Here is a 20,463-nt window from a genome sequence, read left to right on the forward strand (position 1 = left end):
ACACGCCGGGCGGCCTTTTTGGCATGCCCGGCTTTTGTTTTTGGTCATTTTCCGCGCATTTTCTGCGTCACCCCGCCTCACGTCACACACGCGTCCACGACCTGCATGCAAGATACCGCACCTCGTCGGCTCGCCTGGCATCCCTGACAGCATCCTGCCCCGCCCGCGCCCGCAAAGCACAGTGGCCCGCTGCCCGCTGCGGTGGTTCAGCGCGCACAAGATCCTGAAATGTCTGGGCTTAAAAAGAAAAGGGGCCGCTCACGCGAACGGAGCGGCCCAAGTCTAGGGAGGAAACGCCCAAGGAGGGCATGCGGGCGACGACGCCAATCGCGGCCCGCAAGATCTTTATGCCCGTGCACCGCACAAAATGCAAGGCTCAAATGAAAGGAAATGAAACTGATCACACCGCTGTGACGCGCGGATCGCGCCAAACGCGCCTCTTGCGCGCATTGACGCACCTTTGCCACTTGACTGGCATACGAAATACAGCATTGGCCTTCTGGCGCCAGAGGTTACAGGTAACAGGATGCGCCTTGATGGAGGCCATGGGATCGAGGGCGTGACGCGTTTCGCATCACTCCGTAAAAAGCCCTTCCTTTGCAGACACCTACCAGCGTCCCGCAAGAAAAGAAAAAGGCCGCTCACGCGAACGGAGCGGCCCGAGTCTAGGGAGGAAACGCCCAAGGAGGGCGGCGAGAACCAACGCCAATTGCGTTCTCGCGCTGCAATAATATGGCAGCGATGCTTGCCCGTATCAAGACGTGTGCATGCCCATTCTCGCGGCAGATGGAGATAACGCCTATGCGATCTACGCATAGCTCAGCAGCCGCCTGCCGGTCGCTCAGCATCTGACGCTAGGTAATATCTCCGAGGCGCCTTTCAAGTCGCCCCCGCACCTTTCGACATTGCCGCCCGCCCGGCCCGTGGATATGCACATGAAGCGCGCGGGCGCGAGCGGCGGGCAATGCGTGTCGCTGGACCGGAAAGGGAGCACCATGGCCGCTGTTGATTTCGAAGCCTTCGTCCATGAACTCGCGGATGTGTCCGGCCGCGCCATCCTGCCCTTCTTTCGCACGGCGCTCGGGGTCGAGGACAAGACCCGCGGCACGGCGGCGTTCGATCCGGTGACGGCGGCGGATCGTGCCTCCGAGCAGGCGATGCGCGCGCTGATCGGCCGCCATTTTCCTGCGCACGGCATCCGTGGCGAGGAATATGACGATGAGCGTCTGGATTCCGAATTCGTCTGGATCCTCGATCCCATCGACGGCACAAAGTCCTTCATCGCCGGCATGCCGGCCTGGGGCACGCTGATCGGCCTCACCCGGCATGGCGCCCCCTGCTGGGGCATGATGCACCAGCCCTTCATTCGCGAACGCTTCTATGGCGACGGCTCGGTCGCGCGCTATCGCGGCCCGGCGGGCGAGCGTCGCCTGCTGGTGCGCCCGTGCGAGCGCGTGGCCGATGCCCTCATGTTCACCACCAGCCCGCTGCTCATGAACGACGCCGACCGCGCACGTTTCGAGGTAGTGGAGCGTCAGGTGCGGCTGTCCCGCTATGGCGGGGATTGTTACGGCTACTGCATGGTCGCGGCCGGCCATGTCGATCTCATCATCGAGACCAACCTGAAGGACCACGACATCGTGCCGCTGATTCCGGTCATCGAAGGAGCGGGCGGCATCGTGACGGACTGGGACGGCAACCCGGCGCTCGGCGGCGGGCGCGTGGTGGTGGCGGGCGACAGGCGCGTCCATGCGGAAGCGCTGGAGTTGCTGGCGCGGGGCTGAAGATCAGGCCGCCTGGCTGCCAGGAATGAAGGCATCGAATGCGGCGAGGCACTGCTCACGGTAGAGGTCGCGCTCCTGCAGCAATTCGTGGCGCGCGCCGGGGATGACGACATGCCCGCCGGCGATCAGCCGGCTGCCGAGCCGCTCGATGGCGCGGGTCGAGACCACCGTATCGGCGCCCGCGCCCACCAGCAGCAGTGGCTGGCGGATGATGCGCGCCGTCGCCGGGTCGGCGAGACGCTCCATCATATCGAAGGCGCAGCGAATCCAGCCGATGGTCGGCGCACTGACATCGAGTTCGGGGTGCTCGAGCGAAATGCCGGCATTGCGGGCGAAGCGCACGGGATCGGAAGAAAGCCGGTTGCCTTCGAAGGGCGGGAGATTGGCGTGCAGCGCCCGGCGCGAAGGCACGCCCACCCGCTGCATCTGCAGCGTCGAAAGCACCCGCGCCAGCCCGCGCGCGATGGAGGGATGGCGGATCAGCGCGATGTCCAGCATCGGCGCCACCAGCAGCATGCGGGTGAACCAGTCGCGATCCTGCCGCTCGCCGTCGAGGCGCGCACAATCCAAAAGGATGGCCGCGCCCATGGAATGGGCGAGCGCGAAATAGGGCGCCGGGCAGGTCGGCAGCACCCAGTCGCGCATGAAGGCGTCGATGTCGAGCTGGTAGTGCTCGAAGCTGCCGACATGGCCCTTGATGGGGTTGCGCAGCAGACGGTCGGAACCGCCCTGCCCGCGCCAGTCCATCACCGCGACGCAGAAGCCGCGCCGGCGCAGATTCTCCACCGTCTCGAAATATTTTTCGATTTTCTCGGTCCGCCCGGGAAAAATGCAGATCGTGCCCGCGGCCGGTACCGCCGGCTCCCACCGCGCCACGCGCAGCATCACCCCGTCCGTCGCGCGGACACGGGAACAGACGGCACCCTCGGGGACGGGATTGGCAGGCGTGGCGAATAGCATGGAAGCGAAATCAGGCCGGGCAACGAGTGAAGGGACGAGCAGGGCTCGCGGGGACAAGGCGCGAGCGATACACGTCGGGATTGTCGCAAACAAGGATGGTTCGGTGTGCCGCGACCGTCTTCATGTCAATTCGACGACAGGCACGCTTCACATCCTCAATACCGCCGGTCGCCGAAGCCGATAACCTTCATGCCGCTGATCGCCCCCGAAGGCGCATCGACGACGAGCTGCACCCGCTCGCCGCGCGGACCATTGGCCTCGACGATGATCATGGCGCCGCGCTGGCGCACCACCTCGATATTGGAAAAGCCACGCCCGCGCAGCATCTCGACCACGGCGCCGGGATCCATGCCGGGTCCGTCCGGGCCGCCTGGACGACGCGCCGGCGTCGTCTCGTAGGGCGCGTAGGGGCCGGCGCCGGGGCGACCCGAAGCACCTGGCGGGCCCATTTCCTCCCACGGCCCCCGGAATCCCTGCGCCGCGGCCGGCAGCGCAGCGGTGCCCGCGAGCAGCATGACGAGGAACGGAGCAAGGAACGGGGCAATGAACCGGCCTGCAGCCACGGCTTGGGCACCTCCGAACAGCCTGCTGTCACCCGCACGGACCCTGCCATCCGAGCAGACCCTGCGCATCCGCGAAACACTGTGCGGAAGGAGAATTCAGTCGCGACGCAGATGAACGAACGCCGAAGCCGGCATTCATCTGCCGTTCATCGGCAGGACCTGCACACCGCAGCAAAGCAGCCCTTGCACGCGCGCAGGCGCTCACCATGTCTCCCCTGCACCGGCCCGATGGCGATGCATTGCAGGCCCGGCTCGCTTGTCGAGAGGGCCATGCGCATGTCGCTTCAAAGGAGGATATGCTTATGCGTACATTCGATCTTTCCCCCCTTTACCGTTCCACCGTCGGTTTCGACCGGCTGTTCTCGCTGCTCGACCAGGTCGGCGGCGTGGAAAACGGCGGCACCACCTACCCGCCTTACAATATCGAGCGCACCGGCGAAAATGCGTACCGCATCACGGTCGCGGTCGCCGGCTTCACGGAGCAGGATCTCGGCATCGAGGTGAAGGAGAACACCCTCACCATTCGCGGCGAGAAGCAGCCGGTCGAGAAATCTGCGGACGTGCTCTATCAGGGCATTGCCGCGCGCGCCTTCGAGCGTCGCTTCCAGCTTGCCGACCATGTCGAGATTCGCGGCGCCAGCCTCGCCAACGGGCTGCTGCATGTCGACCTCGTCCGCAAGGTGCCGGAGGCGATGAAGCCGCGGCAGATCCCGATCACCACCGGTTCGGCTCCCTCGACCATCGAGGCCACGGCGGTATCGGACGGTGTGCAGACCGGTGCAGGCAGCAAGGTTGCCGCGTGATCGTTTCCAGGGCGGCGGGCTCTGCCCGCCGCTCCCTCGCCAGACTTCGCCGACAAAACAACGGGCGCCCCGGTTATCGCTGGAGCGCCTTTTTTGTGGCTCGGCACGGTCTCAGGGCGTCGGCGGGCTGGCGATCACCGATGCCGTGCCGGCGCTGCCGGTGCTCGGCGTGCCGGTGCCTGCGTTGATGCGCGGCCGAGCGGGCTTTGCGGCGGGATCCATCTTGGCGGGTGCGCCGGTGTCGGCCGTCTTCGCCGCATCTTCCCTGGGCGCCTCGGGTGCTGCCGGAGCGGCGCTGCCGCCGGGAACGGCGACGCCAGGAATGACCCGCACATTGTTCTTCTCGCCGTCCGGCGCCGCGGAAGCGGGCGGCGTGCCGGCCACCTCCGGCTCTTGCACGGGAGCGGCCGGCGGCACGGCGGCGTTGCGTTCGGCTGGCGCCTTGGGGGGCACCGGGACGGCGGACAGCTCCGGCCGCGACGGTGGCGGCACGGCTGCTCGCGGCAGGCCCCCCGGCGGACGCGGCGGCTGCTGGGCGTTGTAGCCGCCGGGCGGCGCAATGGCGCGTGATGAAAGGATCTCGCCGCTATAGCGATCCAGACGCAACTGCACGCGCGTGCCGTCGAGTTCGCTCGCCTCGACGATATAGTCGTCCCGCACGCGCTTGATGAATCGCACCTGCCGGAAGCCGAGGGAGCGCAGCAGCGGTCCTACATTCTGCGGCGGCAGGGCCGGCGGAGCGGCCTCGGGCGGCGGCCCGTAGCGGTAGTCCTGCTCCGGCATGACGTAATAGGGTTGATAATACTGCGCATGAACCGGCCCGGCCCCGAGGGTGAGGCCGACGGTCGCAGCCAGCAGCGCCGCAAGGCCCGCCGCCCCGGCCGCGACGACGCGCACGGTCCGCGGGCGCGGATCCGCGAGGCCGTCCGGTGAGTGCGATGCGCGCAAAGACGACAGGGGCATGGAAGCTTCTCTCGATGACCGCCCGGCTCAAGGGAAACGCCGGATTGCGGCACGGATGAGACGACAGGCCTTTGCGCCGCTTGGTCACTTTGCGCCGCTTGGTCAGGCACCACGGAACGCCGCCCCTCACAACGCACCTCGCCGCGGTTTCGCCGCAAAGGCCGCGCTCCGGGAAGCCAGACCTTTCCCGCAACGGCGTTGCGCCTCGACGCCGGAGGTCTTACCTTTCGTTTCGCGGCTTGGGCCGCCCCCGCAACAAGCGTGAAGTCGAGACGGCCCCGCGCCACGCGCGCCGCTTGTGCGGGATGCGTAATTCTGGCATCTTCGCGATTGATAGGGAAGCCATGCTGTCCTATATGGGCTGCGCTCGCGACCGCCGGGTGAAACGGTCGTCGTGCCCGTTCTGAAAACGGCCTCCGCCGGGAGGCACGCCGCAAGGCATTTTGGGAGACATAAGGCCATGAGCGAGGAATTCGACGGCAGCGCCGTGCGGAACGTCGATGGAGGTGCGGCTCGTCGTGCCACGACGGACCGCGCCGCCGTCAAAGCCGCTCGGCCGGTTGCGATGGATCCGGGCCTGCCGGATGCGGTGGGCCTGTATGACCCGCGCAACGAGAAGGATTCGTGCGGCGTCGGCTTCATCGCCGACATCAAGGGCCGCAAGTCGCACCAGATCGTGCAGGACGGTCTGCAGATCCTCCTGAATCTCGAGCACCGCGGCGCGGTGGGTGCGGATCCGCGCGCCGGCGACGGCGCGGGCATGCTGGTGCAGATCCCGCACCGCTTCTTCGCCAAGGAAGCCGCCAAGCTCGGCTTCGAGTTGCCGGAGCCCGGCCATTACGCCGTCGGCCACGTCTTCCTGCCGCGCGAGGCGGAAGGCCAGCAGATCGTGCGCGAGACCTTCGAGCGCGTGGTCGCCGACGAAGGCCAGGTTCTGCTCGGCTGGCGCGACGTGCCGACCGACAATTCCTCGCTCGGCCACACCGTGCTGCCGACCGAGCCCCGGCATGTGCAGGTCTTCATCGGCCGCGGCGAGGCGATCCAGAGCGAGGACGATTTCGAGCGCCGGCTGTTCATCCTGCGCAAGGTGGTGTCGAACGCGGTCTATGCCGCGAAGGACCCGCGCACGGCCGGCTATTACGTCGTGTCGCTGTCGTGCCGCACCCTCGTCTACAAGGGCATGTTCAACGCCGACCAGCTCGGCGCCTATTACGCCGACCTGCACGACACGGATTTCGAGAGCGCGGTCGCCCTCGTGCACCAGCGCTTCTCCACCAACACCTTCCCGGCGTGGTCGCTGGCTCATCCCTACCGGATGGTCGCCCACAATGGCGAGATCAACACGCTGCGCGGCAACGTCAACTGGATGGCGGCACGGCAGGCTTCCGTCGATTCGGAGCTGTTCGGCAACGACATCTCCAAGCTCTGGCCGATTTCCTATGAGGGCCAGTCCGATACCGCCTGCTTCGACAACGCGCTCGAATTCCTCACCCAGGGCGGCTATTCGCTGCCCCACGCCGCGATGATGCTGGTGCCCGAGGCGTGGGCCGGCAACCCGCTGATGGATGAGGAGCGCCGCGCCTTCTACGAGTACCACGCCGCCATGATGGAGCCGTGGGACGGGCCGGCGGCGATCGTCGCCACCGACGGACGCCAGATCGTCGCGACGCTGGACCGCAACGGCCTGCGCCCGGCGCGCTATCTCGTCACCACCGACGACAAGATCGTGCTCGCCTCCGAGATGGGCGTGCTGACCTTCCCGGAAGAGACCATCGTCACCAAGTGGCGGCTCCAGCCGGGCCGCATGCTGCTGGTCGACATGGAGGAAGGCCGGCTGATCCCCGACGAGGAGATCAAGACCGAGCTCGCCCGCGCGCATCCCTACAAGGAATGGCTGAAGCGCACCCAGCTCGTGCTGGAGGATCTGCGCCCGGTCGAGGCGCGGGAGATGCGCACCGATGTGACGCTGCTCGACCGCCAGCAGGCTTTCGGCTACAGCCAGGAAGACCTCAAGCTGCTCATGGCCCCGATGGCCGTGACCGGCCAGGAAGCCGTCGGCTCCATGGGCACCGACACGCCGATCTCGCCGCTGTCGCGGCGCTCGAAGCTGCTCTACACCTATTTCAAGCAGAACTTCGCCCAGGTCACCAACCCGCCGATCGATCCGATCCGCGAGGAGCTGGTGATGAGCCTCGTCTCCTTCATCGGGCCGCGGCCGAACATCTTCGACCTGGAAGGCAATGCCCGCCGCAAGCGGCTCGAGGTACGCCAGCCGATCCTGACCAATGGCGATCTGGAGAAGATCCGCTCCATCGGCTTCATGGAAGAGCGGTTCGACACCCGCACGCTCGACATAACCTACCCGTCCGACAAGGGCGCGGGCGGCATGGCCGACGCCATCGAGCGGCTGTGCGAGCGCGCCGAGGCCGCCGTGCACGGCGGCTACAACATCATCGTGCTGTCCGATCGCCTCGTCGGGCCGGACCGCATCGCCATCCCCGCGCTGCTGGCCACCGCGGCCGTGCACCATCACCTGATCCGCAAGGGCCTGCGCACCGCTGCCGGCCTCGTGGTGGAGACGGGCGAGGCGCGCGAGGTGCACCATTTCGCCTGCCTCGCCGGCTATGGCGCGGAGGCGATCAATCCCTATCTCGCCTTCGAGACGCTCGCCGACATGAAGGCGGACTTCCCCGAGGAGGTGAGCGAGGACGAGATCGTCAAGCGCTTCATCAAGTCGGTGGACAAGGGTCTGCTCAAGACCATGTCCAAGATGGGCATCTCGACCTACCAGTCCTATTGCGGCGCGCAGATCTTCGACGCGGTCGGCCTGTCGGACGAGGTGATCGCGCAGTATTTCACCGGCACCGCCTCCTCCATCGGCGGCATCGGCCTCGCCGAGATCGCCGAAGAGACCGCGATGCGCCACCGCGACGCCTTCGGCAACGCCCCGGTCTATCGCAACGCGCTCGATGTCGGGGGTGAATACGCCTACCGCCTGCGCGGCGAGGAGCATGCCTGGGACCCGGAGACGGTCGCGACCCTGCAGCACGCCGTGCGCGGCAATGCCGAGGATCGCTACCGCCACTTCGCCGAGCTGGTGAACGACCAGAGCCGCAAGACCCTGGCCATCCGCGCGCTGTTCCGCATCCGCGGCGCGGACGAGATCGGCCGCGCGCCCATCGCCATCGAGGAGGTGGAGCCCGCTTCCGAGATCGTGAAGCGCTTCGTCACCGGCGCCATGTCCTTCGGCTCCATCTCGCGCGAGGCGCACACCACGCTCGCCATCGCGATGAACCGGATCGGCGGCAAGTCGAACACCGGCGAAGGCGGCGAGGAATCCTCGCGCTTCCGGCGGCTGTCGAACGGCGACAGCATGCGCTCGGCGATCAAGCAGGTAGCCTCCGGCCGCTTCGGCGTGACGGCGGAATATCTCGTCAATGCCGACATGATCCAGATCAAGATGGCGCAGGGCGCCAAGCCCGGCGAAGGCGGCCAGCTGCCCGGCCACAAGGTGGACGCGGTCATCGCCAAGGTGCGCCACTCCACGCCGGGCGTCGGCCTCATCTCGCCGCCGCCGCATCACGACATCTACTCGATCGAGGATCTGGCCCAGCTCATTTTCGACCTGAAGAACGTGAATCCGGAAGCCGACATCTCGGTGAAGCTGGTTTCCGAGGTCGGCGTCGGCACGGTCGCGGCGGGCGTCGCCAAGGCGCGCGCCGACCACATCACGGTTTCGGGCTTCGAGGGCGGCACCGGCGCCTCCCCGCTCACCGCCATCAAGCATGCCGGTTCCCCTTGGGAGATCGGCCTCGCCGAGGCGCATCAGACGCTGGTGCTGAACAATCTGCGCGGGCGCATCGCGCTGCAGGTCGATGGCGGACTGCGCACCGGGCGCGACGTCATCATCGGCGCATTGCTCGGCGCGGACGACTTCGCCTTCTCCACCGCCCCGCTCATCGCGGCGGGCTGCATCATGATGCGCAAGTGCCACCTCAACACCTGCCCGGTGGGCGTGGCGACGCAGGACCCCGTGCTGCGCAAGCGCTTCAAGGGCACGCCGGAACACGTCATCAACTATTTCTTCTTCGTCGCCGAGGAAGTGCGCGCGCTGATGGCGCAGATGGGCGTCGCCACCTTCAACGAGCTGATCGGTCAGTCCGACTGGCTCGACCAGCAGGAGGCGATCGACCACTGGAAGGCGAACGGGCTCGACTTCTCGCGCATCTTCGCCAAGCCGCAGGTCGGCCCGGAGGTCGCGATCTATCACACCGAGCGGCAGAACCATCCGATCGCCCATGTGCTCGACCGCAAGCTGATCGAGGCGGCGATGCCCGCGCTGGAGCGCGAGGAAAGCGTCGTCATCAACATGCCGATCAAGAGCATCGACCGATCGGCGGGCGCCATGCTCTCCGGCGAGGTGGCCAAGCGCCACGGCGAGACCGGGCTCGACGACGACACCATCGAGATCAGGCTGTCCGGCACCGCCGGTCAGGCCTTCGGCGCCTTCCTCGCCCAGGGCATCTCGATGACGCTGGTCGGCGAGGCGAACGATTATGTCGGCAAGGGCCTCTCGGGCGGGCGCATCGTGGTGCGGCCCCCGGAGAACGCCGCCATCGTGCCGGAGAACTCGATCATCGTCGGCAACACCGTGCTCTACGGCGCGACCTCGGGCGAATGCTATTTCCGCGGCGTGGCGGGCGAGCGTTTCGCGGTGCGCAACTCGGGGGCGATCGCCGTTGTCGAGGGCACCGGCGACCATGGCTGCGAGTACATGACCGGCGGCGTGGTGGTGGTGATCGGGCAGACCGGGCGCAACTTCGCGGCCGGCATGTCGGGCGGCGTCGCCTATGTGCTGGACGAGGACGGCAGCTTCAAGAACCGCTGCAACCTCTCCATGGTCGACCTCGAACCCGTCGAGGAGGAGGAGGACCTGCTGGAGCGCCTCCACCACCATGGCGGCGACCTCGAGACCAAGGGGCGCATCGACATCGGCAATATGGGGCATGGCGACGAAGAGCGCCTGCACCAGATCATCGCCAAGCATCTGCACCACACCGGCTCCGCCCGGGCGCAGGCGATCCTCGACCACTGGCCGGAATATCGCGGCAAATTCGTCAAGGTGATGCCGGTGGAATACCGGCGGGCGCTGCGCGAGATGGAAAAAGCGCGCGGCCTCCAGGCGGCGGAATAACGCGGCGGACAGCCCCCGGGCTGCCGCCACGGCGCGGCGGCCCGGTTTCTCACCAGAAAACGGAACGCTTCGCCCGACGCTGGAACGCGTTGCGCGCCGGTCATGTGAGGGTGCGACAACCCTGCGCGGACCGGCCCGTTTCCGGCGCGGCATGCGGCCGCGCCGGTTTCCCAACTGGCATGATTGATGTATCAGGCACCGAGTGGAACGCCTCCAAGGAGAGGGCGGTCCGCGGAAGAGGGCGCGATGGGTAAGGTTACTGGCTTTCTCGAAATCGACCGGCGCGAGGCGAAGTATCAGCCGGCCTCCGACCGCATTCGCCATTTCCGCGAGTTCACTCTGCCTCTGCCGGACAGCGAGGTGGCGAACCAGGCCTCGCGCTGCATGGATTGCGGCATCCCGTTCTGCCACGGCCCGACCGGCTGCCCGGTGCACAACCAGATCCCGGACTGGAACGACCTCGTCTATAATGGCGACTGGGAGGAAGCCGCGCGGAACCTTCACTCCACCAACAACTTCCCCGAATTCACCGGCCGCATCTGCCCCGCCCCTTGCGAGGAAGCCTGCACGCTGAACCTGGAAGACGTGCCGGTCACCATCAAGACCGTCGAGCAGGCGATCGCTGACAAGGCGTGGAAGTCGGGCTGGATCCGGCCCGAGCCGGCGGCGGTGAAGACCGGCAAGAAGGTCGCGGTCATCGGCTCCGGTCCCGCCGGCATGGCCGCCGCCCAGCAGCTCGCCCGCGCCGGGCACGAGGTGCATGTGTTCGAGCGCGAGCCCAAGGCCGGCGGCCTGCTGCGGTATGGCATTCCCGACTTCAAGATGGAAAAGCACTACATCGACCGCCGCGTGGCGCAGATGGAAGGCGAAGGCGTCACCTTCCATTACGGGGTGAATGTCGGCGTCACCAAGCCGTTCGAAGACATCCACGCCGCCTTCGATGCCGTGCTGCTGGCCGGCGGTTCGGAGCATCCGCGCGACCCGCAGCTTCCGGGGCAGGATCTGGACGGCGTCCACTACGCCATGCCCTATCTGGTGCAGCAGAACCGCCGCCTCGGCCATGAGGATGTCAGCCACGAGCAGCCGATCCTGGCCTCGGGCCGGCATGTCGTGGTCATCGGCGGCGGCGACACCGCGTCCGATTGCGTCGGTACCGCCTTCCGGCAGGGCGCGCTCTCGGTGCACCAGCTCGACATCCGCCCAGTGCCGCCGGCCCATGAGGACAAGCTGGCGGTGTGGCCTTACTGGCCGACCAAGTTCCGCACCTCCTCCTCGCAGGCCGAGGGCGCGGAGCGCGAATTCTCCGCCGCCACGCTCGGCATCGCCGGCAAGAAGGGCCGCGTCATCGGGGTGAACTGCGCCCGCGTCGACGCGAAGCGCCAGCCGATCCCCGGCACCGAGTTCCAGATCAAGGCCGACCTCGTCTTCATCGCGCTGGGCTTCAGCCACCCCGTGCGCGCCGGCCTCATCGACCAGAGCGCCGCCAGCCTCGACCGGCGCGGCAATGTCGCCGCCAATGAGGACGACTACGCCACCTCGGTGCCGAAGCTGTTCGCCGCCGGCGACATGCGCCGCGGCCAGTCGCTGGTGGTGTGGGCGATCCGCGAGGGCCGGCAGGCCGCGCAATCGATCGACACCTACCTGATGGGCGCCTCCGTCCTGCCGCGCTGAGCGGCGGGATCGGGTGAGAGCCGCCTGCCGCGCCGGGCGGCAGGAAAGACAAGGACCACCTGCCGCGCCGGGCGGCAGGAAGGGATGGGGCCACCGCAATGACAGAGGACGGCTTCCCCGCACCCGGCTTCACCTTCGCGGCCCTCGTGCCGGAACTGCTGGTGCGCGACCTCGCCGCCAGCCTCGCTTTCTGGCGCGACCTGTGCGGCTTTTCGATTGCCTTTGCCCGCCCCGAAGACGGCTTCGCCTATATCGAGCGCGAAGGCGCGCAATTGATGCTGGAAGAGATCGGCGAAGGCCGGCAGTGGCGCACCGGGCCACTGGAGCCGCCCTTTGGTCGCGGGCTCAATGTCATGATCGGCGTGAGCACGTTGGACCCGATCCTCGCCGCGCTTGCCCATGCCAGCCTTCCACTCTACATGGCGCCGGAAGAGAAATGGTATCGTGTCGGCGAGCGGGAAACAGGCGTTCGCCAGTTTCTCGTTCAGGACCCGGACGGTTACCTGATCCGCTTCAGCAGATCGCTCGGCATGCGGCCTTTGCTGCCTCAGCAAGGGTAACAATCCCGGAGGCGAAGGCTTCCCGCCCTCAGGGCGCGCCGGCAGCCGCCCCGCTCGCGCTCGCCTGCCCGGCCCCGGCATCCGCCGACTGCCCCTGCTGGGCCGCACGGCCATTGGTGGATTTCGGGTCGTCCATGGCGCTCGCCGCCTCGCTGGCGGGCACGACCGGGGGCCAGCGGAAATCGTCGATCCGTCCCGTCACCACCGGCAGCGGCGCGCCCTCGCGCAGAGCGCGCGCAGCGAGCTGTTCGGGGTTCGGCGTGTCGGCCGCCTCCTTGCCGTTCACGCCCACCGCGACGGCATCCGTCCGCGGCGGCCCGCCGCCGGCCAGTTCGCGCGCGCCCTGCGTGGCGCCGGTCAGGTGGATGAGCGAGGGCGGCCCGCTTGGCGAAGCGCCGGGCGGCAGGCCGGCGACCGGAGCGCCCTCCCCGGTCAGCAGCTTGCCGATCGCCTTATCGACGAAGAAGCCGAGCTTGCGGGCGCCCGAGCGGGTGAAGCCCACCCCGTCCGCCCCGCGCAGGCGGCGCTTCTGGCCGTCGACGCCGGGGCCGGAGACGACATATTTACCGTTCTCGTCCACGAAGCCGTCCCACACATCGACATAGATCAGCCCGGCACGCGACACCCGTTCCTCGATCAGCCGGTTGAGCTCGGCATTGCTCTCGCTGGCCCTGGCGTCGCGCAGCGGGGCGAGCCCCACCACCGCGACCGGCCGCCCGGTGGCCTTCAGCCGCAGCAGGAATTCGTCGAGCCGGCGGCCATAGAGTTCGCGCCAGCGCTCGTCCAGCGGCTCGGCCTCGCCGGTCGCGTCGGGCAGCGGCTTCAGGTCGTTGTTGCCGATCATCGCGACGATGACGGTGGGCTGCTCCTGCCGGGCGAGATCGCCGACGCTGCCCGGCCAGTCATAGCCGCCCGGCAGAAGGCCGGAACCGGCCTGCGTCTTCATCACCACCGCAATCGTGGTGCGGTCGGGCGCGAAGAGGTCCGCAAGGCCCTGCGCCAGCGTGCCGGCATAATCGTCGCCAACCACCATCACCGAGGCGGTGAGCTGCTTTTCGGAGGCCTTCCGCGCCGCCTCGAGCGAGCCATAGATCGTACCGCGCGGCTCGGCCGCGATCTCGGGCTGGCGGGGCGCCTTCGGCTGCGGCGGCGGGCCGTCGGGCATCAGGTTCTGCGGCGGGCCGAGCGGGCGCGAGCGCTGCGGCGCCGGTGAATCGAACAGCCCGAAGAAGGGAAAGAGTGGACGCCAGCGCTGCTCCTGCTGCGGTGGTGGCGGCGGCGCCTGCCGCTGGATCTGGCGCTGCGGCCGCGCCTGCCGTGAGGGGGCGCTGTCGCCCCCGACATTGGCCGGCGGGCGGAACCAGTCCTGCTGGGCCTGTGCGGCAGGCACGGCGAGGAAGGGAACGGCGAGCACGACCAAAACGGCCGCGCCAAAGACCCGCGGGCCAAGACCCCGCAGACCGAGGATCCGCGCGCCGAGAACCGGTGCCCGCTCGGCGCCCGGCTCGCCGCCGGCCGGCCGGCGTCTCCGCCACGCTGTCCGCTTCATCGCCATATCCCAGCGGTGCCTCATCCTCATGGCCGTTTCAAGTCCCTATGCGCGCGCCGCCCATGGAACGCCGCACACCCGTCCCTACCCGGCTGCTGCACACCAGACGCGAGTGGCGCTTATCCTGTGCAAACATTGTGAAAGGCCTTCGTTTTCACATATATGTTGCCGAGAGAGGTGTTGCCTGTTGCGATGACCTCGGGGGCGAGCGTTGACGTCGGATGAAGTAAGCCAGACCGCTCTGTGGCACGCCGCAACCCTGATGGCGGGCTACAGCGAAGCGGACTATGCGGCGTGGCTTCCACGGGAATTGCCGCTGAGCGCGAAACTTGCCGTTCCGCTGCTCGACATGCCGGCGGCAGCGCAGCCACGGCTGAGCTTCCTGATTGCTGCGCCAGCGGTTACGCCGGCTCTGGAGACGACGCTGCGATCGGCGTGCTGGGATTCCCGTTCCATCGAGATCGTCCTTGCCCTGCCCGCCGACGTGACGTTCGAGGGTGCGGCCTACGGCAATGTGCGGCGTGTGGCCCTGCCCGCGGAGGAGAGCGCTACGGCGAACGCCGCGCTCGCGGCGGCGGCTGGAGAGTTCGTTGCGTTTCTCTCGCCCGGCGATGTCCTGCGTGCAGGGGCCTGCGCCTTTATCATCGGGCGGCTCCTGGCAGCTCCGACGCTCAACATGGCTTATGCGAGCGAGGACTGGATCGACGCCGACGGACGCCGGTGCCTGCCTCGCTTCAAGCCCGAATGGGACCCCTTTGCCCAGCTCGCCTTCGATCTGCCGGGCCGGCTCTGCATCATGCGCCGGGAGCAGGTGACGGCTCTGGGTGGCCTGCGCCCGGCCTTCGCACCCGCCGATCATTACGACCTGCATCTGCGGCTCGGCACGCATGTCCCGGAAAGCACGATCGCCCGCTGGCCCGAGATCGTGTGCCACCGCGCCATACCTGCGCAGAGCGACGCCGCCACCGTCGAGCATTGCGTCGCGCGCTATGCCGATGCCGCGCAACGCGCCGCGAGCGCGCATCTCGGACGCCCGGTCACCGCCTCGCCACTGGCCACCTTTATCAACCGGCCCCATTTCGCCCGGCCGGAGGAGGCTTTGCGCGTCACCATACTGGTGCCGACACGCGACCGGGTGGAACTCCTGCAAAACTGCCTGTCGGGCCTGCTGCAGCGGACGGATTATCCCGCGCTCGACATCCTCATCCTCGACAATGAGAGCCGCGAGCCGGCAACGCTGGCCTATTTCGCCGAGCTGGCCGCCGATCCGCGGGTCGAGGTGCTGCGGGTGCCCGGGCCGTTCAACTATTCGGCCATCAATAATACCGGCGTTCGTGCGGCGCGCGGGGATATCCTCGTCTTCATGAACAACGACGTCGAGGTCATCACGCCGGGCTGGCTGGCGGAGATGGTGGCCGTAGTTTGCCGGCCGGAGGTCGGCTGCGTGGGTGCAAAGCTGCTCTATGGCGATGGCCGGGTGCAGCATGCCGGCGTCAGCCTCGAACCCGGCCCGCTCGCCATGCATGTGCATCGGCTCCGCGGAAGCGAGGAACTGGGCAGCAATGCCGAATTGGCCGGGCTCGCGCGCTGCAGCGCGGTGACGGCAGCCTGCCTCGCGGTGAGGCGCGACGTGTTCGACGAGGTCGGCGGCTTCGACGAGCACAAGCTCAGGATCGCCTATAACGATATCGATCTGTGCCTGAAGGTCGAGGACAGCGGACGCTCCAATGTGTGCGTCGCGTATGAGCCGCTCTTCCACCTGGAAGGCGCCTCCCGCCATACCCAGGCCGATCCGGTCAAGATCGCGCAGGACCGGCGTGAGATGAACGCGTTCCGCAACCGCTGGCGTGAGCGGTTTGACGCAGATCCCGTCGCGCATCCCAACATCCGTCGAGACTGGGATCTGCCGGATCGGCTCGTCGCATTCAAGGCATTCTAGGGCCGGCTTTCCGGTTGGCTAATCGTGGAGTTCTCCTTGTCCATCCTTCCTACCGACCCCGGTTCGTCCGACAGCCAGCCTCATGCCAGCAACGCGGCCGAACGTGACAGCAGCCTGGACATCTTTGCCTCGCCCGCACTGGAGCCGATTTTCTATCCGCCGGCGCTGCTCGGAAAGCCGAGCGCCTGGTGGTCGCATGTTCCCTTCGCCTTTTGGGCGATGACGGCATGCCGGCCGCGGCTCTTCGTCGAGCTGGGCTCGCATTACGGCGTCTCCTATGCGGCGTTCTGCGAGGCCAACCTCCTCGGCAATCTCGGCGCACAGTGCATCGCCGTCGACACCTGGAAGGGCGACGAGCACGCCGGCACCTATGGGGACGAGATCTATGACGAGCTGCGCAGCTTCAACGAGCAGAAATACAGCGCGTTCTCGACGCTGATCCGCTCGACATTCGTAGACGCGCTCGGTTGGGTCCGCGACGGTTCCGTCGACCTGCTGCACATTGACGGCCGACATCGCTACGAGGATGTGGTCGAGGACTTCCAGTCCTGGCTTCCCAAGCTCTCCGACCGCGCGGTCGTGCTGTTCCACGACACCAATGCGCGCGAGCGGGATTTCGGGGTGCATCGCGCCTTCGCGGAGCTGAAGGAGCGCTATGCGACCTTCGAGTTCCTGCACGGTCACGGCCTCGGCATCGCGATCGTCGGCAAGAACGCCCCCGCCGCGATGACCGCGCTCTGCAGCCTCACCGACACGACGAAGATCGCGGCCATCCGCAACCGCTTCAATCGTGTCGGGTCTCTCTGGTACCAAACCACCCGCGAGCAGATCGGCGCCGAGGCCCATGGCCGTGCCATGGCGGAGCAGGACGAGAGCTGGCGCCAGCGTCTCAACGCGGCGGCACACGAGGCGGCCGAACATCTCCGGCTGGCCGAGGCCGAGCTGGGCAGCGTCCGCAATATGCGCGACCGGACGGCAAGCCGGCTCGCCGCGCTGCGTTCCGAAGTCGAGGCGCTCAACGAGGAACTTGCCGTCGCCCTTGAGCGAAACGCCGAAGCCGCTGCGCTCCTCGCCCGGCAGGAGACGACGCGGGCGGTACGCAACCGGCCTGCCGAGAAGAAGCAGGGCCGGCGGAAGAGCCCGGCGGCGCTCGATCGCCTGCTGCAGGTGCTGCGCCCCCGGCGGCGGCGGCGCGTTCCCGGCGAGGAGACGCTTTCGGCTTCCGCGCTGTTCGACCGCGACTGGTATCTCGCGACCTATCCGGACGTCGGCGCCATCGGCATGGAGCCGGTCGTGCACTATGCGCTGTACGGCGCACAGGAAGGGCGCGATCCCGGCCCCCGCTTCTCCACCTCCGACTATCTGGCGCGCAATCCCGATGTCGGCGCGCTGGGCATCAACCCGCTGGTGCATTACGAGCTGCACGGGCAGGTCGAGAACCGGGCCGGCGGCATGCGCGGGGGCGCCGACACGGCCGCCGTTGGGGAGAGCACACGCAACATCCTCCCCCGGCTGAAGCGGCGCCAGTCGCTGCTCTGGGTGTCGTCCGAAACGAACACGCCCGGCCATCTCTACCGCGTGATGCGCTATGTGAAGGCGGCGCAGGACAATGACGCCCATGCCGACTGGGTGGACGTGCGCGACGTCGATACTGCGCTCGGCAAGGCTCGGCGCTGCGATGCCGTCATCTTCTGGCGGGTACCCTGGAGCGCCGAGGCCGAGCGCATCGTCGCTGCCGCCCGCGAAGCCGGCGCGACCGTGCTGTTCGACGTCGACGACCTGATGATCGACCCGCAATTCGCCAAGACCGAAATCATCGACGGCATCCGCTCCCAGCATCTTACCGATGCCGGCGTGCAGGGCTTTTACGCCCAGATGCGCCGCATGATGATGGAGGCGGACCTCTGCTGCACCACGACGGAGGAACTCGCCTTTCACATGCGCTGGGCGGGCAAGCCCACCTTTATCCTGCCGAACGGCTTCGACGACGCCACCCATGACCTGTCCCTCCTCGCTGCCCGCAAATGGCGCGACGAGCGCGACGGGCTCATCCGCATCGGCTATGCCGGCGGCTCACGCACGCACCAGAAGGATTTCGGCCTCGCCGTGCCCGGCATCGCCGCGGCACTCAGGAACAACCCGGACTGTCGGCTGGTGCTGTTCCGGACCGCTGACGGCAAGACGCCGCTCGTCGATGTCGAGGAGTTTCCCGAACTGGTGCCCCTCGCCGGCCAGATCGAATGGCGTCCTATGCGGAAGCTGCCGGACCTGCCCTGGGAGATGGCACGCTTCGACATCAACCTCGCGCCGCTCGAATTCGGCAATGTGTTCTGCGAAGCGAAGAGCGAGCTGAAGTTCTTCGAGGCCGCGCTGGTCGACGTGCCGACCGTGGCCTCCCCCACCGGCCCGTTCCGCCGCGCCATCGTCCATGGCGAGACCGGCTTCCTCGCGGCGAGCCCGGAAGACTGGACGCGCTATCTGCAATGTCTGGTGGAGAGCCCTGAGCTGCGCCGCACGATGGCGCACCGCGCCTATCACGCCACGCTGTCCACCTTCGGCCCCCGCCGCCGCATGCTGCAACTCGGCACGGTGCTCGACCAGCTCGACACCCGCTCCCGTGCCGCCCGCGGCTTCGCCCTCGCCGCCGCCCGGGCCAGGACCCCGGCACCGCTGCCGACCATCTACCCCTCCGAGGTCGCGTTCGAGCACGACAGCGGCGGCCTCGCCGAGGTCACCGTCATCATCCCATCCCACAATTACGAGCATTACGTCGTGGAGGCGCTCGATTCGGTCGCCGCGCAGACCTTGGAGACGCTCGACCTCGTCGTGGTCGACGATGCGTCGCCGGACCGCTCGCTGGAGGTCACGGTGGCATGGGCGCGCAGGAATGCGGCGCGCTTCAACCGCATCGTGGTGCTGAAGAACGAACGGAATTACGGCCTCGGCCCAAGTCGCAATGTGGGCTTCGATGCCGCCCGCTCGCCCTATGTGCTGCCGCTCGACGCCGACAACCGGCTGCAGCCGGAATGCTGCGAATTGCTGCTGGCGGCGATCAGGAACACCACGAAGGCCTTCGTCTATCCGACCATCCAGCATTTCGACGCCTCGAGCGCGCTGATCTCGAATGTGCCCTATTGCGCGCAGCACCTTGCCGCCGGCAACTACATCGACGCGATGGCCCTCATCTCCAAGGAAGCGTGGGCCATGGTCGGGGGCTATGACCATGTGCGTTTCGGCTGGGAGGACTACGATCTGTGGTGCCGTTTCGCCGAGCTCGGCCTCGCCGGCGAATGGGTGCCGGAAGTGCTCGCGGACTATCGGGTGCATGCGGCCTCGATGCTGCGCCAGCAGACCACGGTCACGCAGAACTATATGACATTGATGCGCGATTTCGAAAGGCGCCACCCCTGGGTGGGACTCGTCGACCGCCCGGCGTCTCTGATGCCGATAACCGCCTCGGCCGTCGCGAAGCCGGAGCCGAGCCGCCTCGACCGCCTGATCTCGATCCTGCGCTGTCCGGTCACCGGCCAGAAGCTGATGATGTCGGACGACGGCACGCATCTGATCAGCCTCGATCGCACCCAGCAATGGCCCATCGTCGAGGGCCGGCCCGCGCTGGCGCCCGAGCTGGCAGAGCCGGAGGTCCGGCCCTACGACCTCATCAGCAACGAGGTGCCGCAGCCCGCTCTCGACATCATCAATGAAACCGTGGGCTGGGTGCTCAATCTCAGCGCCGGCGGCTCGGCTGTGAAGCATGACAGGGTCGTCGAGGTCGAATACGCCATCTTCCGCCACACGGATGTGCTGGCAGATGCCCATCACCTGCCCTTCGACGACGAATCCTTCGATGCCGTCATCTCGATGAACGCGTTCGAGCATTACCGCGACCCGCCGAAGGTCGCGGCGGAACTGATGCGCGTGCTCAAGCCCGGCGGACGCATCCATGTGCGCACCGCCTTCCTGCAGCCGCTGCACGAAAAGCCCTGGCATTTCTACAACTGCACGCGCTACGGGATGAAGGCGTGGTTCGAGGCGTTCAACGAAGAGAAGCTCGACGTTTCGCTGAACTTCTGCCCCAACCATACGGTGAGCTGGATCGCGTCCGAATGCGAGCAGGCGATGCGGCAGGACCTCTCGGCCAGTGAGGTGGACGCCTTCATCGACGCCCGCATGGGCGAATTCGTGGAGCTGTGGCGCGATCCGGCGAAGCGGGCTTCGCCGCTGTGGCAGAATTTCGAGAAGCTCTTGCAGGACCGGCAGGAAGTCACGGCCGCGGGCTTCGAATTCATCGGCCGCAAGCCCACCCGCGCGGAGGCGGGCCATCGCAACATGCGACGCTGACGCGATCCGGCCGCGTCTCCCCCATGCGCCCCGAAACGCACCCCCGCGCCGACACCGCCGGCACGGGGCGAAGGCGGGCCTGTCGCGGTGGCCGGCTGCGTTGCATGTCGTGCGCCCGCCGATCGACGCGGCCGGC

Annotated in this window: 11 protein-coding genes; 7 read left to right on the forward strand and 4 right to left on the reverse strand. The window is 67.6% G+C overall.

Annotated elements, in window-relative coordinates; all coding sequences use genetic code 11:
* Positions 1–995: 995 nt before the first annotated feature.
* Positions 996–1,784: a histidinol-phosphatase gene (hisN, locus tag MWN34_RS15895; RefSeq protein ID WP_247030393.1), complete on the forward strand. Its 789-nt coding sequence runs from the start codon at positions 996–998 to the stop codon at positions 1,782–1,784.
* A gap of 3 nt (positions 1,785–1,787) precedes the next feature.
* Here hisN and MWN34_RS15900 read toward each other — a convergent pair whose 3' ends face one another.
* Together MWN34_RS15900 and MWN34_RS15905 are read right to left on the reverse strand one after the other, a co-directional pair.
* Positions 1,788–2,744, reverse strand: coding sequence for an alpha/beta fold hydrolase (locus MWN34_RS15900; RefSeq protein ID WP_247030297.1), 957 nt, complete (start codon positions 2,742–2,744; stop codon positions 1,788–1,790).
* Between the two features lie 155 nt (positions 2,745–2,899).
* The gene (locus MWN34_RS15905; protein ID WP_247030298.1) at positions 2,900–3,307 is read right to left on the reverse strand and encodes a hypothetical protein; all 408 of its coding nucleotides are present in this window, start codon (positions 3,305–3,307) and stop codon (positions 2,900–2,902) included.
* Between the two features lie 302 nt (positions 3,308–3,609).
* On the opposite strand from MWN34_RS15905, the gene MWN34_RS15910 reads away from it, so the two are divergent.
* Entirely contained in the window at positions 3,610–4,110 is a 501-nt protein-coding gene (locus tag MWN34_RS15910; RefSeq protein ID WP_247030299.1) for an Hsp20 family protein, read from the forward strand.
* Positions 4,111–4,221: 111 nt separating this feature from the next.
* Here MWN34_RS15910 and MWN34_RS15915 read toward each other — a convergent pair whose 3' ends face one another.
* Complete coding sequence (locus MWN34_RS15915) at positions 4,222–5,007, reverse strand: hypothetical protein (RefSeq protein WP_247030300.1); 786 nt, start codon at positions 5,005–5,007, stop codon at positions 4,222–4,224.
* A 526-nt stretch (positions 5,008–5,533) separates the two neighbouring features.
* Between MWN34_RS15915 and gltB the strand changes: the two genes are divergently transcribed.
* The 3 genes from gltB (at position 5,534) to MWN34_RS15930 (ending at position 12,498) form a co-directional block, all read left to right on the forward strand.
* Entirely contained in the window at positions 5,534–10,267 is a 4,734-nt protein-coding gene (gene gltB / locus MWN34_RS15920) for a glutamate synthase large subunit (protein WP_425532131.1), read from the forward strand.
* A 246-nt stretch (positions 10,268–10,513) separates the two neighbouring features.
* Positions 10,514–11,938: a glutamate synthase subunit beta gene (locus tag MWN34_RS15925; protein ID WP_247030301.1), complete on the forward strand. Its 1,425-nt coding sequence runs from the start codon at positions 10,514–10,516 to the stop codon at positions 11,936–11,938.
* Between the two features lie 98 nt (positions 11,939–12,036).
* Positions 12,037–12,498, forward strand: a complete 462-nt coding sequence (locus tag MWN34_RS15930; protein WP_247030302.1) for a bleomycin resistance protein — start codon at positions 12,037–12,039, stop codon at positions 12,496–12,498.
* 28 nt (positions 12,499–12,526) lie between these two features.
* On the opposite strand, the gene MWN34_RS15935 is transcribed toward MWN34_RS15930, so the two are convergent.
* Positions 12,527–14,047: an SGNH/GDSL hydrolase family protein gene (locus MWN34_RS15935; protein ID WP_247030303.1), complete on the reverse strand. Its 1,521-nt coding sequence runs from the start codon at positions 14,045–14,047 to the stop codon at positions 12,527–12,529.
* Between the two features lie 211 nt (positions 14,048–14,258).
* On the opposite strand from MWN34_RS15935, the gene MWN34_RS15940 reads away from it, so the two are divergent.
* Both MWN34_RS15940 and MWN34_RS15945 read left to right on the forward strand, forming a co-directional pair.
* Positions 14,259–15,986, forward strand: a complete 1,728-nt coding sequence (locus tag MWN34_RS15940; protein WP_247030304.1) for a glycosyltransferase family 2 protein — start codon at positions 14,259–14,261, stop codon at positions 15,984–15,986.
* Between the two features lie 36 nt (positions 15,987–16,022).
* Positions 16,023–20,327, forward strand: coding sequence for a glycosyltransferase (locus MWN34_RS15945; RefSeq protein ID WP_247030305.1), 4,305 nt, complete (start codon positions 16,023–16,025; stop codon positions 20,325–20,327).
* The last annotated feature ends 136 nt before the right edge of the window (positions 20,328–20,463 follow it).

The organism is Ancylobacter crimeensis, from assembly GCF_023016805.1.
Taxonomy (GTDB): Bacteria; Pseudomonadota; Alphaproteobacteria; order Rhizobiales; family Xanthobacteraceae; genus Ancylobacter; species Ancylobacter crimeensis.

Bases quoted from the DNA above. Each gene is read 5' to 3' on its own strand.
- hisN (WP_247030393.1), top strand. From the start codon at position 996: ATGGCCGCTGTTGATTTCGAAGCCTTCGTCCATGAACTCGCGGATGTG.
- MWN34_RS15900 (WP_247030297.1), bottom strand. From the start codon at position 2,744: ATGCTATTCGCCACGCCTGCCAATCCCGTCCCCGAGGGTGCCGTCTGT.
- MWN34_RS15910 (WP_247030299.1), top strand. From the start codon at position 3,610: ATGCGTACATTCGATCTTTCCCCCCTTTACCGTTCCACCGTCGGTTTC.
- gltB (WP_425532131.1), top strand. From the start codon at position 5,534: ATGAGCGAGGAATTCGACGGCAGCGCCGTGCGGAACGTCGATGGAGGT.
- MWN34_RS15925 (WP_247030301.1), top strand. From the start codon at position 10,514: ATGGGTAAGGTTACTGGCTTTCTCGAAATCGACCGGCGCGAGGCGAAG.
- MWN34_RS15930 (WP_247030302.1), top strand. From the start codon at position 12,037: ATGACAGAGGACGGCTTCCCCGCACCCGGCTTCACCTTCGCGGCCCTC.
- MWN34_RS15935 (WP_247030303.1), bottom strand. From the start codon at position 14,047: ATGAAGCGGACAGCGTGGCGGAGACGCCGGCCGGCCGGCGGCGAGCCG.